12 protein-coding genes are annotated in these 16,587 nt (G+C 36.4%); 5 read left to right on the forward strand and 7 right to left on the reverse strand.

Annotated elements, in window-relative coordinates:
• The 6 genes from BUC12_RS03560 to BUC12_RS03585 all read right to left on the reverse strand — a co-directional run bounded on the left by BUC12_RS03560 (position 1) and on the right by BUC12_RS03585 (position 9,937).
• Positions 1-1,890 carry a hypothetical protein gene (locus BUC12_RS03560; protein WP_062176839.1) on the reverse strand — a complete coding sequence of 630 codons (1,890 nt, stop codon included), beginning with the start codon at positions 1,888-1,890 and terminating at the stop codon, positions 1-3.
• 442 nt (positions 1,891-2,332) lie between these two features.
• Positions 2,333-2,812: a P-loop NTPase family protein gene (locus BUC12_RS03565; RefSeq protein WP_157257497.1), complete on the reverse strand. Its 480-nt coding sequence runs from the start codon at positions 2,810-2,812 to the stop codon at positions 2,333-2,335.
• 15 nt (positions 2,813-2,827) lie between these two features.
• Complete coding sequence (locus BUC12_RS03570; RefSeq protein ID WP_062176834.1) at positions 2,828-3,595, reverse strand: LytR/AlgR family response regulator transcription factor; 768 nt, start codon at positions 3,593-3,595, stop codon at positions 2,828-2,830.
• A gap of 1 nt (position 3,596) precedes the next feature.
• Complete coding sequence (locus tag BUC12_RS03575) at positions 3,597-4,634, reverse strand: sensor histidine kinase (RefSeq protein WP_062176831.1); 1,038 nt, start codon at positions 4,632-4,634, stop codon at positions 3,597-3,599.
• Positions 4,635-4,650: 16 nt separating this feature from the next.
• Positions 4,651-5,544, reverse strand: coding sequence for an efflux RND transporter periplasmic adaptor subunit (locus BUC12_RS03580; protein WP_062177052.1), 894 nt, complete (start codon positions 5,542-5,544; stop codon positions 4,651-4,653).
• A gap of 76 nt (positions 5,545-5,620) precedes the next feature.
• Complete coding sequence (locus tag BUC12_RS03585; protein WP_062176827.1) at positions 5,621-9,937, reverse strand: CusA/CzcA family heavy metal efflux RND transporter; 4,317 nt, start codon at positions 9,935-9,937, stop codon at positions 5,621-5,623.
• A 396-nt stretch (positions 9,938-10,333) separates the two neighbouring features.
• Between BUC12_RS03585 and BUC12_RS03590 the strand changes: the two genes are divergently transcribed.
• The 5 genes from BUC12_RS03590 (at position 10,334) to BUC12_RS03610 (ending at position 15,286) form a co-directional block, all read left to right on the forward strand.
• Complete coding sequence (locus tag BUC12_RS03590; protein WP_062176824.1) at positions 10,334-10,963, forward strand: DUF1062 domain-containing protein; 630 nt, start codon at positions 10,334-10,336, stop codon at positions 10,961-10,963.
• A gap of 291 nt (positions 10,964-11,254) precedes the next feature.
• On the forward strand, positions 11,255-12,889 hold the full coding sequence (locus BUC12_RS03595; RefSeq protein ID WP_062176821.1) for a hypothetical protein: 1,635 nt from the start codon (positions 11,255-11,257) through the stop codon (positions 12,887-12,889).
• Positions 12,890-12,908: 19 nt separating this feature from the next.
• A complete protein-coding gene (locus BUC12_RS03600; RefSeq protein WP_062176818.1) occupies positions 12,909-13,319 on the forward strand; it encodes a hypothetical protein in 411 nt (136 codons plus the stop codon).
• A 12-nt stretch (positions 13,320-13,331) separates the two neighbouring features.
• Positions 13,332-14,630: a DUF3440 domain-containing protein gene (locus BUC12_RS03605; RefSeq protein ID WP_062176815.1), complete on the forward strand. Its 1,299-nt coding sequence runs from the start codon at positions 13,332-13,334 to the stop codon at positions 14,628-14,630.
• Between the two features lie 119 nt (positions 14,631-14,749).
• Positions 14,750-15,286: a ParB N-terminal domain-containing protein gene (locus BUC12_RS03610; protein ID WP_201780482.1), complete on the forward strand. Its 537-nt coding sequence runs from the start codon at positions 14,750-14,752 to the stop codon at positions 15,284-15,286.
• A gap of 45 nt (positions 15,287-15,331) precedes the next feature.
• Here the strand turns inward: BUC12_RS03610 and BUC12_RS03615 are convergent, their stop codons facing one another.
• The gene (locus tag BUC12_RS03615) at positions 15,332-15,982 is read right to left on the reverse strand and encodes a carbonic anhydrase (RefSeq protein WP_062176812.1); all 651 of its coding nucleotides are present in this window, start codon (positions 15,980-15,982) and stop codon (positions 15,332-15,334) included.
• Positions 15,983-16,587: the final 605 nt, after the last annotated feature.

A 16,587-nucleotide genomic window follows, 5' to 3' on the forward strand; every position in this document is an offset into this window, starting at 1 on the left:
TTACTTTATATAATTAGTAAGATCGATATAATATGTTTGAAAATCAGCATAAATCAACCGATTATTTAAAAAATACCAAGATCCATCAAATTTATTTAGGGGCAACCGTCCCATAATCCTTGACAAATCCTTATCATATATATTTGCAATAAAGTTTTCAGTATAATCTTTATCTAAGATAACCATATTACCATTTACCGGATCTTGGGCAACAAAATCACCTTTTACATTAACCTTTTGAGTAAGAGATGGAATGTCAAATACTAAAAAATTATCCCCCCCACCTAAAAGCAGTTCGTGAGGGTTTACAGAGCTAAATTGACATAAAGAGTACCTGTAATTATCATTAGTATAGTTATAAATTAACTGAGCAGAAGATTCTCTTAACTCATAAATTTTCAAATGTCCTTTATAAACTTCACTCAAATATTTTCCATCGCGGGATATACTTATATTTGATTCTCTCCCCATTAATTCAATAGAATAAATTAAATCCCCATTCTGCGAATTATAAGCATAACATTTATTTATTAATTCTGTTAAATCACTATTAAACTCCAATTCTGTAAAAAACAATCGATAATTATCTGTTAAATAAAGATTATCTTCTATCAGTTTATCTGCCAGGACAAACGGTTCTTCATAACGGTTATTACTGTATATATAAATATTATACGTGGAGGTAGGAGTAGGCCATGTATATTTATAGATAGCTATCTGTGAGGTTGTTTCATTAGATGCAATGGCAGTCTTATTATAACCATTAATTTCAGGTAGAGTATAACGCTTTTTCAGGCTAAAATTGGAGATGTTATATACTATAAGCTGTCCAAAATGATCATAGAAATAATATTCATTTTTCTTCATATTCAAGGCCAAAGGTGCAGTCATTTGCCCCTCAGCATAAGATAAATTAACCCCAATTGCAATACCTTTATCATATTGTTCATAAGGCAGATCATAAGGTAACATATAAAATGTAAATCTATTAGCATCAGCCGGAAATCTGAAGCGCTGTATAACAATACTTTTTTGATTATATGCAAGTTGGTTCTGCTCTCCATTTGCATCTATTAGTAAATATTTACAATTATAATTAGTCAAATCCCAATACACACGCATCGTCTCATTATCTATAATCTCATATTTAAATACAGGATCTTCCAACTCTTTATATTTAGGTATAAAGTAAAATGTCTCCGAATTAATATAGTTTACATCTTTATTTTTATATTCGACTGATAGAGTATAGGTTCGATGTCCCCAGAAATAGCTCCTATCAATAAAACTAGTTATATCAGGGTCAGCTATTTCTATCTGATCATATTCTCCTTTTACATCATTCAAAAAAGAAAGAGTATATTTCAAAATATATGCGTTATCAAGTATTGGTTTTTCCCAATGCAGTTTCAAGAAACCTTCCTCCGAAAATCCTCCTTGAAGATTAACTTCAAATTCCTCTGTTAACTTTATAAATTTAACATAGTATTCATATTTTCCAACATATTTTTCATATCCGAGTAAATCACTAATACTTCCCGTATGACTTTTTAATTCAACATCAACAGTTAATTTATGAACCGAGTTATCATAAGCCTTCGGATATAAAACTATATAGTCTTCCACATATTCAAATTCCGAATCTATACTTATTACATTCTTCAGAATATTCTTTCCCTTAGAATCAACACGATAATATAGCTTGGTTCTTTCATATATGATAATTGTATCATTCGGATTAACATTTGCAAGATTTATATTTATATCTATACTATCAGACTTCTGCTTTATATCAACGTTATAAACATCATCACTAACATATTCACATGAATAAAAAACGATGAAAAAAGAAATAATAAATAAGATGAAAGTTTTAGATTGTGCTTTCATTTTCGATTAGACATTATGTTAATTAGTAATTGTAAATATTTACAAATATATGTAAATATTTACAATTACCTAAAATTAAGCAAAATTAACTCAGTGTGTGAGCATGGCAAGAAATCACAAGACGAAATCTATTCTTTAGAATGGCATTATCCAAACCCCTGAAATACATGTAGTAAAATTAGTCATCAACATCCTTTCGTAAGAATTAGTAATAGGTAAAGAAAAAAAATCGATTTCTGTAGATGATATTCGAAATGTTTGGCTCAAGTATAGCTTACAGAGCTCTCAATTACATATTAAGATACTCTAACACAGTTATTTACAAGATATACACATCTTAACAGTCCTTAATCTTGTAGTATTAGAGAAAACTAAGGAAGAGAATAAAGAAATCTGGTAATCATAGAGATAATCTACTAGTTTAGTTTAAATCTTTGCTATTTCAAGCTATAAATCTTCTGATTTCTTTCCGGCTCTTCAATATAACCAGTTTTGCTTCTTTATTTATATCTAATAGATCATACACACGAGGTCTTATCTTTCTGTTATAATTCCACACATATCTGAGAAATTCTGTATCCAGCCTCTCTTTGCAACCGATAGTCATATCATCTCGCGTACCACTGCTTTGTATAATCCGTTTCAAGACACTGAACAAGCAAGTCCATTTATCTATATCTAAAAAGACAATCAAATCTGCTTCTTTTAGTCTTATTTCCATTGAACTTATATAATTCCCATCCAGTATCCACCTTGGTTTAGAAATTAGGGACAACACTTTATCATTCCATTTCTCTTTTTCCGGACACTTCCAATCGGCTTCATAATACTCTCTATCCAGATGAATTAAGGGTAAGCCGGTTCTATAGGCCAGTTGCTTAGCCAATGTACTTTTTCCGGCACCGCAATTACCTATTATCATAATTTTATTCATCATTCACGACTTTCCGGTAAACCACTCTTTAAACTCTTGTACCTTGGCTTTACTAACCAATATCTTTTCGGTTTGATTCCGCTTTAAATTGACAGACAAACGGTTATTAAACCACAAGTCCATATCTTTAATAGAATTTCTTGAGATCAGATACTGCCTGTTTATACGGAAAAACTCTGCGGGATCTAAACTTTCGGCCAATTCGTCCATAGCAAGACTGAATGTGTACTCTTTTCCGTCCGTCGTCACAGCCTTAACAATACCTTCCCTGATATAAAAGTAAAGTATATCTTTTACAGGCATCGGTAAGAGTTTGTCACCTTTAACAGGTACAAGAAAATGTGTTCTAAAGCTTGTTTTTGTCAGCAACGAGTCTATAATACCTTTATAATCGGCGAACGGTTGTTGACCAATATTAGAAAAGCTCTTTAGCTTGTCCAGCGCCTTCCGTATATCTTGCTTTCCAATGGGTTTGAGTAAATAATCGAGACTATTAACTTTAAAAGCTTTTAGTGCATACTCATCATATGCTGTAGTGAATATAACCGGGCATTTAATATCTGCATACTTAAATATCTCAAATGCAGAACCATCTGCCAAATGTATATCCATAAAAACCAATTCGGGACATTCATTCATCTCAAACCATTCCAACGAATCTTTGATACTGTCCAGAACTGTTATAATCTTTAATTCGGGGATCTCGTCCGCAAGAAGTGTTGTAAGATTACGTACAGCTGCTTTTTCATCTTCTATAATAATAGCATTCATATTATATTAAAGGTATTGCTACAGAAAAAAACTGATTATCCTTTTTTATATCGATCTCTTTCCGGAACATCAACTGATAACGTTTATCCAAATTAGACAGCCCTATCCCCAAGCCGTTATAAGGTGTACGTTTGGGTTGTATCCGATTACTTACGATAAGATGGTCTTCTGTTGTTTCGATATTTATGGATAAGGGATTACGGTTACTTATCTCGTTATGTTTTACAGCATTCTCTATTAATAATTGTATAGCCATAGGTGGTATAAGGCAGTCTTCGTATGCTCGATCAATTCGTACATTGAATATCAGATTATCTTCATAACGCATCTTCAATAAAAAAATAAAAGACTGTACAAATTCCATTTCTTCCCGTACAGTCACGCTTTGATTCTGGTTTTCCTGTAATGTATAGCGTAACACATGAGATAATTCCTGTACATAATCCTGTGCCTTGGAAGGAGAATCGGGTATTAAAGACTGTAAGGTATTTAGCGAATTAAACATCATATGAGGATTCAATTGATTTTTTAGAGCCTCATATTTATTGATAAGGCTTTCAGCCTGCAAAGCCTGGTAGTCGGCTTGTATCCGCTGATTATGCCTTATCAGGAAAATAATATAGCTACTGCCCACAACAATTAGAGCAATAACAAAATCGCGCAGAGGGTGAAGATAATTATGCGCGATAGCCTCCACCGCAGGAAAAAGTCCTAATGTATGCATATAGAAAAACAACCGCGAAAGCAAACCACTCAAAAACCAAACAAGGATCAAGGTATAACAAGTCTTTTTCCAACTCATCAGTTTAGTTATACCGTTAAGATTAAATATAAATATACTCAACCCAAATAACAGTAATAACGATACAATAGTAAAAACAACTTCGCTAAACACATCAACCCTCGACATTCCGTAAAAAAGATTATCCGGATCATTGTCTATCAGGGTAATTATCTCCGGTAAATGCATCAAGATGGCTACTATCAGCGATATACCCGCTAATAGCAAAACATATTTATTTTTACTGATAAGTTGCATTAAACAAAGATAGTTTTTATTTCTTTTTTATCTGTGCCGTAACATACATACCGGGGCGAAATCCTGTATTCGAATTATTTACCTTAGCATATACATTTAATGAGCGGCTTACCGGATCAATTTCCTGCCCTATAGATATCACTGTGGCATCAAACATGATATTGCCAAGGCTATTAGCCCGAAATGTAACCGGACTTCCAGCCGAAAGATATTCGAGATCTTTTTCATAAGCTGTTAAACAAAGCATGGTCTGGCTCTTGTTCACGATCTCACAAATAGCTTCTCCCGAATTAATATATTTACCCAGATTCGCTTTAGTCCCGGTAATATATCCGCTAATCGGCGCTGTTATCAATAGAGATTGTATGATGCCGCTTTTTTCAATATTTTCGGGAGATATTCCTAATATTCTTAGTTGTGCGGCAGCAGCGGCTTTCTTTGATTTCATCGAAAGATAATCCGCTTTACTCTCCTGAAAGCGTTTCTTTGATGCAGCTTCCTGTTCACTTAGTGTCTTCTGCCGATTATACTCAGTTTCTAAAAATTCTAACTGTGCTGCCGATTCCAGATAATTCTGCTGCAAATTTATAAATTCCGGATTTTCGAGCTTAGCGATCACACTTCCCTTATTGACATACTCTCCCGGTAAGAAACTGATAGACCGCAAAGTTCCTCCCATCATTATAGTCACAGAGGCATGATTTTGAGGAGAAACTATAATAGTTCCGTTCAGAGATACATTTTCAGGTGATACCATTTTTTCTGCTGTTTCATCCTGATCTGCTACTTCCTCTGTTTCAGCAACCACCTCCTCTTTTACTGTTGACAGAGCTTTATTGTCTGTTGCTTTTTCATTAGATTGGCAAGCCAGAAGTATCAGACATATTACGGGCAAAAGTTTATATTTCATTTTCATATGATCATATTTTAAGAAATTGTAAGTATTAAATGATTTCAAAACAGATAAAAAGCACTGAATCTTCTTTCTATTTTGTATATAATTCCAATTCGAGCAAAGAGACATTATAATTGTATAAAGCTTCCAGATACCCTAATTTTATGTCTCTTACGGTATTAAAACTCTGAATAAACTGCATTATGTCAGTATCACTTTCATAGAATTGGAGTGACGCACTTTGCATCAGAGCATCGGCTTCGGGTAACGCACCCTTCCGATAATAATCGACACTCTCTTTCTGCTGTTTAGCACGGGCTAAAAGTTCGTCTATTTTGTTCGAAAACTCTTTCTTTTGATACTCATTTTCAATTGTAGAAATATAATAATCTATCTTCGCCTGTTTGATACGGCTTTTCTGCTGATTGAAAAACAAAGGAATTGATATCCCTACAGTCCACGAATCAAGACCTGTCAGCGGAGCAATTTTTTGCCTTGAATATCCTAAAGAGATTTCCGGAAAAAAACGACTCTTTTCTATGCTTATCTGAGCCGCTTTCTCTGCGGATAAACTTTCAAGATAATTTATATGCGACAGAGAAAGGGATTTTATCGGAAACATATCCAACGGAACTTCTACAAAAGCCGTATCTGCCGGTATTAAATCAGTTTCCGAATAACACACCCATGCAAGACGACGGGTTGCAATACGTAATTCTTCCTGTGTCTGTAGCAAACGTGTAGACATATCTGCGGAAAGTGCCGTAGCCGAGTTTCTATCCAGCAAGGTAATATCTCCTTGCTCATATCTCAGTTGTGTAGCTTTCCGTAGCCGTTGAATCCATTCATTCTGCTCCTCGTACAACGATAACTGATGAGTTACATACAGATAATTTACCCAAGCACGTTTTACTTCGGCTATAATTTCTTTTTTTACAATTTCTTTATAATTCTCACCTGTTGTTACCTGTTTAGATACCAAAGCATTCTTATAATAAGGAGTTAATAAAGAACCGAATGACTGATTAATCTGAAATTCATTATCGTTCTTATCAGTCCCATTCAACTGCCCCCATGAGTAAGAAAAAGACGTGGCAGGAATTTCCCAAGCTTCTCCCCGCATTGCCTTTGTCCGCTCAATGGAAGCATTAGCCGATGTTAAGCGAGGATGATTTTCCAAAGCCATAGAAACAGCCTGATCCAATGTTACCTTTACCTGAGCATTTATTCCTAAATAGGGTAATATCAGCAAGATCAAACCGGCAAAAATCTTTTTGTACCATCCTTTTCTTTTCCATACTACCGTACTGTTTACTGTACGATAAAGAACCGGTATAATAATTAGGGTCAACAATGTTGATATAATAAGTCCACCGATTACCACTGTCGCCAATGGGCGTTGCACTTCAGCACCTGCGGATGTGGCTATTGCCATAGGCACAAATCCTAGTGAGGCTACAAGACCGGTAAGGAAAACAGGACGCAGCAAATGAGGGCAGCCCTTCTCTATTATTTTGTGAGTAGATAGTGCATAACGGTTTTTCATACGCAGGGCATTAAAGTGATTTATCATCAAAATACCATTCAAAACTGCAACACCAAAGAGAGCAATGAATCCTACCCCGGCAGATATACTGAATGGAAGGTCTCTTAACCATAGAGCCAATATTCCCCCAATTAATGAAAGGGGTACAGTTGTAAATATAACGAGTGTATACACAATACTCCTGAATGCAAAAAACAGTAAGAGTAAAATCAGCATCAGCGCTACCGGTATTACTACGGTTAATGTAGATATTGCATTCTGCAGATTTTCGAATTGACCGCCATATTCGAAATAATATCCCGGCTTAAGTTTCATATTCTCATCTAAAGTGGTTTGTATTTGTTCTACGACATTCTGGATATCGCCATCGCGGACATTTACCCCTATAACAATACGTCTTTTGGTTGCATCCCTATTGATTTGCAATGGTCCCGAACGGTATTCAACATCCGCAACCTCAGTAACAGGGATCAGGCTGCCTTCTGCTGCCCGTACATATAATTTGTCCAGATTCAATTCGGGCACTTTATCATTATTCAAACGTACCACAAGGTCGAACCTCCTTTCATTCTCAAAAACAACACCTGCTGCTTCTCCTGCATATGCAGTTCTTATTATTGTATTTAATTCTTCAATATTCATTCCATACCGGGCTATTTTAGCCCGGTCATATTTCACTATCAATTGAGGTAATCCCATTGTCTGTTCAACTAATACATCGGCTGCTCCGGGTACTTGCTCTACAAATCGTGCCGCTTCTTTTGCTTTCTTATAAAGTTCCTCAGTATCTTCTCCATAAAGCTTTATGGCAATATCGGCTTTTGTTCCACTCATCAACTCATTAAATCTCAGCTGAATCGGTTGGCTGAAATTAAATTCGACATCAGGAATAATATCCAATGACTCTTTCATCTTTTCTACCATTTCGGCCCGGCTATCTGCAGTAGTCCATTCTTTGAAAGGCTTCATTATAATCATAATATCTGCATCTTCTACAGCCATAGGATCGGTAGGTACTTCAGCTGTTCCTATTTTAGAGACCACATGCTTTATCTCAGGAAAATTTTTCAAAAGTATTTTTTCAGCCTGGTCTGCAATTTCAATGCTTCTAGAAAGGGAACTTCCGGCAGGTAAAGTCATCTGCATGGCAAAATCCCCCTCATCCAATGTCGGAATAAACTCTGCCCCAAGACGATTGAAAAGAAGAAGAGAAGCCCCTAAAGCTGTAAAAGCTATAATTACGGTTAATCCTGCAAAACGGATAGACTTATTCAGTACCCGTTTATAAATACTATTCAATTTATTGAAAAAACGATCTGCAAAAGTCAGCTTATTGTTGATAGTACGTTTTAGGAACAGAGATGCCATCATCGGTACATAAGTCAGAGAAAGAATCAGCGCGCCGATGATGCAAAAAACAAGAGTCTTTGCCATTGGGGTAAAGTATTTCCCTTCAATTCCTGTCAAAGTAAGAATCGGGAAAAACACAATAAGTATGATCAACACAGCAAACGTTGCACTGCGTACAACCTCTCCGGCACCGGCTTCTACTTCCGCATCCATTTGTTGCGGGGTCAGTGTGCGCCCTGCTAACCGGCTACTGTATATATAAGCGAGTATACCCTCTACTATTACAATCGAGCCATCCACCACTATACCAAAATCTATAGCCCCTAGACTCATCAGATTAGCCGAAACACCGAACAAGCGCATCAGTATAAAGCCAAAAAGCATAGAAAGAGGTATCACGGAAGCAACAATCAGTCCGGCACGTACATTTCCTAAAAAAATGATAAGTACCAGAAACACAATCAACGCCCCTTCAATAAGATTAAAGATAACGGTAGAGATATTTCGGGTTACTAATTCGGAACGGTTAAGATAAGGTTCTATAGTAACTCCTTCCGGCAGTAGTTTTTGAACTTTCTCCACTCTGGATTCCAATTCTTTAGTAACTGCACTTGCATTTGCCCCTTTCAGCATCATGGCTATACCGCCTACACATTCTCCTTTTCCGTCTTTTGTCATTGCGCCGAAACGTTTCGGTGAGCCAAACCTTACACTGCCTATCGCATCTATATGTATAGGTATACCTCCACGATTAGCAACAACAATCTGCTCTATATCGCTTATATCCTCGATCATACCTTCGCTCCGGATATAATAAGCTCGATTGACCTTTTCGATATAGCTGCCACCTGTATTTTGATTATTACTTTGTAGGGCAGTATACACATCACCTATAGTTATATCCATTGCATACAAAGCATCCGGATCAACTGCAACTTCGTACTGTTTCATATATCCCCCGAAGCTATTGATCTCGACAATACCGGGAATACCTGATAAATGTCGCTTCACAATCCAATCTTGTATCGTACGCAATTCCATTGCATCATACTTGTCTTCGTAACCAGGTGCTACATTTAACACATATTGATATATCTCCCCCAGCCCTGTAGTTATGGGCATAAGTTCAGGTGTACCCAACTCTGACGGAATTTCATCGATTACTGTCTGTATCTGTTCGTTGATCAACTGGCGTGCCGCCAGAGTCGGAACATCTTCTTCAAACACGACTGTTACAAGAGATAGCCCGAAGCGCGACACCGAACGGATCTCCTTCACATTCATGATATTACTCATTGCTATTTCTATAGGAAAAGTTATCAACTGTTCGACCTCTTGCGGTGCCAAAGTTGGTGAAACCGTCACTATCTGAACCTGATTATTGGTAATATCGGGAACTGCATCTACGGGCAAAGTAAGCATGGCATAAATTCCCCCCAGTAACAGAAAAAAAGTAGTTAAGGCTACAAATAACTTTTTACGTATTGAGAACCGGACGATAGATTTAAACATGTGTGTCTTATATTTTGTATTTGTATAGACACAAAAATAAAGCCTATCTTCAGCCGATGACTCTTAAATATACCGAACCGGAAATTTTAAGGGGTGAACGGAAGAAAATAGATTGTGAGTAGTTTGCAAATATATTTTAGTATATTTGTATCGAAATCGCAACAACAACATTTTGGGAACAATCCTTTTATATATACTGGCATAAGTCAGCTTCAACATACCACAAGCTGATGTTTTTCATTCGGGACAACTTCATCCGAATCGGTATATCATTTAAATCATTCAAAATATAAATTATTTACGGTGTCACCGGCATCCGTAAAATCCTGTATTAATTTAATGCGGCGTACACTGCTGTGTTGAAGCAGGATATAACTCCGAAAGGATTGTTCTTATATGAAAACCGTTAAACATTATACATGGGAAGTTACCGCCTTAACAACTCCCCTAATAAAGAAAAAGTGCAGTAAATGTAACAAAAACACCCTTTTTTATTGTAGTGATAAGTTCCGGCTAAACTCACAAAAGAAGTATCTGGATGTATGGCTTATTTACAGATGTAATGATTGTGACACAACTTATAATCTGACCATCTTATCGCGTACAAAACCTGATATGATAGATAGAGTTCTTCTTCAAAAATTTATGCAAAACGATGATCAGCAGGCATCGCAATATGCGTTGGATTCGGACGTGGCAAAAAGAAATCAGGTAGAACACGATTACAGTCAGATGGAGTACAATATTATCAGAGAAGAATTATCATTGTCGCAGATCGCAGAAATCGACTCCGATTTTGTTGAGTTCGAAATAAAACTCGACCATAGCCTGCCTTTGAAACTGAATCAAATTATCAGAACGGCATTGGATATATCGGCAACCCGCTTGGATAAGATGTTAAGCCTGGGCATTGTTTCTGTATTGCCAACTGGTACCAGCCAAAAACAAAAGGTAAAGAACGGTATATCAGTTATTGTAGATACTCTCAAACTAAAATCACTTTTGCAAGAAATATCTAATGAGTAACACTTAACAGATCATGTAGGGATAAGAGTTATTCCTACATGATTATTTCCATATTTCATTTGCAGTAGATAAAACCTGTATATTGTCGAAACCGCTTGTCGATATGCTCAATACACTTGTAAACAGTTAACAATTTTCAATAAAATATACAAAAAGAAAAATAAAATTGTTTTTTTTCATTAAAAGCATCCGATATGCTATTTTGTTAAAAAATGAATTGCTAATTTTATAAAATATAGAATTTTGCTAATAGCCAATAAACACTTTTACTTAACATCAGACTTACACTATATGGAAAATCTTCTTATGAAGCTTCAATGTAGAATTAAGGGATCCAGAATATATAATGCATCATCAGGGGAAAGGCTATATATTCCATATTACATTGACCGCACACATCCGGTTAAAGTCAAAGTTTTTTTTGAGGTAATCAATGCGCGTCTAAAACTTTTCGTCGAGATACAATCTAATACATATAGTAAAGACTGGTGCCTTTGCAAAGCCGAGCAAATCGAAGATTCTCTGAAAAGTCAGTTACACGAAATAATACACGATTGCGAAATTAAACGTAATCAGTACTGTTTGCATAAGCAATTGGAAGATGATATCGAGCCCGAACTTTCGGATGTTTCGCCAGTCGAAACAAAAGCAATTCGTTTCTTATGTCAGCGGAAAGTAGGCGCTTTGATCTCAGATTCGCAATCAAGCCGGTGGCTAGTCGCAATTAGGTTAGTACAGAGCCGTTATCGGGCAATGCAGTTGGAGAGATTGATCGTTTTCATGCCCAAAGAAGACATCAGACAATTTAAAGATTTATATTCTTCGATTTGGAAAAACAAAACATTTCCTGCCCTTTTTATCAGTATCGAGAGCCTCAGCCGTAATTTCCAATTATATGAGAGACTGGCGTCTTATGCAAACTCTGCGACAATGATACTGATCGACAGTTGTCATTTATTTAAATCTCCCCTATCCGTCCGGTCACAGAGAATGGAGAATATAGCTAATAAATGCAATTATAAACTGATTATGACAGACTCTCTGATCACCAATCAAATACATGATGTATACATGCAATACAATATACTGGATAGCCTAATCCTGCGGTATTACCGTTGGGAAGATTTTTCCAGAATGCATATCATATTCGGCGGATTAGATAATAATCATATATTAGGATATAAAAATATAGGTTATCTTGTTGATAAGATCGAACCTTATACTTTCAGCCTTGAAAATGAAAAAACAAACAAATGTAAAGCGAAGATAAAGACATATACTTACTATTGCGACCTGACTTCGAGGCAGAAGTATCACTATTCGAAGAAAAAAACAGAACTACTACTACTCATCGAGAAAAACGAATTAACTATACACGATGTTTTCAGGACTTTTATCTCCCTCCAAAAAATCGTCTGCGGATACCCGCTGGGAAAAGACAATATTCCGGGATCTTCGGAAACAAATAAGCTCCTCCTGTTTAAAGAAAACGTAGAAGAAAATAGTATTATCTTCTGCAAATATCTGTTCGAGATAGATATACTATTGTATTTTCTGGGTAGGAGGAATTGCGCTGTTATAAGAAATAAAGAAGATCACAGTCTGGAAAAGGATTTGTTTCTGCAGAAAAAGAAAAAGTATCTAATTTCCACATTGTATTCTCCGGCAACTAAGCTAAGCGGTATAGCAAATTGTCACAATATAGTTTTTTTCAGCTTATCTTTCCATTATGCCGATTACCGGCGTTGCTTTACATATATAGCAGATTGCGGTATATCCGGTGTAGTTGTAAAACGCTTTGTTACCAATTCGGGGATAGACAAGATTATTGTAGAGAATCTGAAACGGAAAAACAAATTAGCCAAAGAATTACACAGCTTACTGGCAGATAAAAACAGACTTGCCGAATTTATAAAATGTTTATAAACTTAAGACAACACATACGATGAACGCACCTGATATTAAAGCACAAACTTATCATATCGAAAAAGTATGGGGAACCGACAACCGTTTATATAACCTTATCGGACCTTTTGTTATGAATCCCACTGTTATCCGGTTGAATGGTGGCTATCCTTTCAAGAATACCGAAGATCATATCTGGTATATAGCAATGAAAAATAAGAATATGGTAATCGGCTTCTTATCCGTTCATAACAAGAATATTTGTAATGATTTTACCTGGCAGGATAATAATGTGTTAAGAATACTGATAGACAAAGCTCTTTCGGATATGAATACGGGAACTATGGTCTCTTTTACTGCAGTCGAGCGCGAACTCGAACTTCTCGAATCCCTCGGTTTTTCGCTCGAACAAAAATATACCCAATACTTCAAGATGGTTAAGACCGTATAATACCCAAGAGTTATGCTGTATAAGAATGTATATCAGAAAACGATGGAGCGCATCGAGTATATTTTCAGCCACTTCGATAACATATATGTATCTTTCTCGGGTGGTAAAGATAGTGGGGTATTGCTCAACCTGACTCTCGATTATATGCGTACCCATCATATAACTAAAAAGATCACGGTATTGCATATCGATGTAGAAGCGTCTTATCAGACAACGATGAATTTTGTAGAAAAAATGTATCTCGAGAATCTCGATCTGATTAATCCATATTGGGTATGTCTTCCTCTTATCACAACAAACGCTGTTTCAATGTACGAACCTTACTGGATATTCTGGGACTCGAAGAAGAAAGACAAGTGGGTACGCCCTATGCCGAACCATCCATTTGTTATAAATGAAAACAATAATCCTTTCGGGTTTTACAAAGAGAATATGACTTTCGAAGAGTTTGCTCCTAATTTTGGAGTCTGGCTCAATAAACATACCAATTCGAAAAGAACGGCTTGCCTGATTGGTATTCGTTCGGACGAAAGCCTGAACCGTTATTGGGCTATACACAGAGAGGACAAATCTCTATTCGAAGGGAAGAAATATTCTACACAGATTTCCGAATCCTGTTATAATTTTTATCCGATCTTCGATTGGAAAGTATCTGATATCTGGGTATACAACGGAAAGTTCAATAAACCATATAATCAGATTTATGACTTATTTTATAAGGCCGGAGTACCTCTTTCGAGGATGCGAATTTGCGAACCATACGGAGATGAGCAAAAAGCGGGATTGAATCTGTTCAAGATACTTGAACCCGAAACATGGGTACGCCTCGTAGACAGGGTCAGCGGAGCCAACTTCGGAAATATATATTGTGGCACCAAAGCCACAGGCTCAAAAAAAATTATACTGCCTGAAGGACATACTTGGAAAAGCTACTGCAAATTCCTGTTAAAAACTTTACCGGAGGAAACCCGTAAAATATATATGACCAAGTTTATCCGCTTTATCCGTTACTGGAATAAAACAGGAAGTCCTGTTGCTAATGAAGATATAGAACAGTTAAATCCGGATATGATTGTTAACACATACACTTTCAGTAATCGCGGGAAAGGAGATAAATACGTTGTCAGATTCAAAACAATACCGGATGTATTGCCTGGTCTGGATAACAAAACCGATTTCCTATCATGGAAACGTATGTGTATGGCTATTCTAAAGAATGACATTACATGCCAGTCTCTCTCATTCTCTATAACCAAACGGCAGATTTTACGCCAGCAGGAGCTACTCGAAAAATACAAAATACTATTATGAAACCAGATACAACCGACATAAACAAGACTATACAATCTCTTACTAAAGAGATTTGCACGCTTATCGGACAACTATCCGATTTAGATTATAAGATTGACACCCTCAACTATATACGTCTGATGTTACATAAGGTCAGCCCATTAAAGCACCAGCCTGTTGATTTTGTGGCTTGGGAAAAAACAGCGAATATAGAAGGCAACGACTATAACCCCAACAATGTAGCCCCTCCTGAAAAGAGATTATTAATAACCTCGATAGAAGAGGATGGCTATACGATGCCAATTGTTACTTGCCCCGAAGACGGATTGTTCAGGATAGTAGATGGTTTTCACCGCAGGCAGGCTGAGAAACATTCTTTAAAAATATCGCAAAACACTTACGGACGTTTGCCTGTCACCTTTATACGCGAATCGAAACGTGAACTCGACGACCGGATGGCCTCAACAGTACGTCACAACAGGGCCAGAGGTTCTCACGATATTGATATGATGGCTAATATCGTCAAAGAACTGATATCGATCGGCAGGTCTCCGGGATGGATATCCAAACATGTGGGAATGGATCTGGACGAGATTCTTCGCCTAAAACAAATAACAGGTATTGCATCGCTGTTTGCAGATAAGGACTTTTCTTACAGTAAAGAAATCGGAGATTAGCCCGGGCTTACTTTCCTTTTCAGCCAAGTATGTTTATCTAATTATTTACAGATTACCTGTAATATCATAAATATCTTTTATCTTTTCGAGCTCTCCATCTAAATCGAAATGCAAATCATGGAGCCGGGCGTCTTTGATATCGAATACCCATGCGGCAACTTTAGGATACCCTTTTTCGTAATATGACTTCTGTACTTCTCCTATTTTCAGAATGTTGCGACATTGTTCATAGGTATTAAGCTCGACAAGGCGGCGATGCTTAGCATCTTTGCTTTCAATAGCATCGAGCTCTTTTTTGTGAAGATGGTAAACATCCCGTATAGTTCTTAGCCAAGGGTTGAGTATACCGTAGTCCGATTTTGCCATAGCAGCTTGTATACCTCCACATCCGTAGTGACCACAAACGATGATATATTTAACTTTCAGATATTCCACACCATAGTTGATAACCGAGAGAGCACTCAGGTCTGTGGTTATAACCATGTTCGCAATATTACGGTGAATAAAAACTTCTCCCGGTTTTAACCCCATAATCTGGTTTGGATGAACCCTGCTGTCTGAACAGCCGATATATAAAAAATCGGGATGCTGGTCTGCAGCTAATAATTTAAATAATCCGGGATTATCTACTTTATTCTTTTCAATCCAGCTATTATTAGACTCAAATATTTTATCATATTTTTCCTGATCTGTCATCTTTTCATCTTTTATTTGCGTCAAAGATAATATTTGTAGAATAAATAGAAACTTTTTTTTAACGTACGAAGTCTCCTTCTCTATTTACCCGAAAACGTCCGAAATAAAAAACTCCCGAAGAATCCGGGAGTTCGTTTTAAGTATTCTTAATTTTCTTCTATTATACAAATTCTTTTTTTCTAAAGTCAGATGACTCTCTTATTCTGATAATTCTAAGCTATTTTTAAATAAAGAATGTCAATCAGCAGTTGAAATGCGATCTTTTTTCAGCTGTGGCAGTCTTTATAAAAAGGTGACAATGACTAAACAAAGGTGACATCTGTCTGTTACCTGAATGTCACTTTTGTCACCTATTTATTCTATTGTTTATCAGTGAATTACTCCTCATAAAGTGACAAAGGTGACAAAAGTGACACCTTTGTCTCATTTTTTTTCTCCGTACTTTTTAGTTTTTTTTCTCATTTTCAGTATTTCAAAGAACCTCCTTTATATATAGATAAATTTAAAACTGACTCTTAATAATTGAAAGAAGTTCTTTATTTTTTGCTCATTTACCAATAAGCCTTCGGTTGACAGGCAGAAACGAAATTGTGTATATCAAAGAA

It is taken from the genome of Indolivaga macrotermitis (assembly GCF_900128985.1).
GTDB lineage: Bacteria > Bacteroidota > Bacteroidia > Bacteroidales > Dysgonomonadaceae > Dysgonomonas_A > Dysgonomonas_A macrotermitis.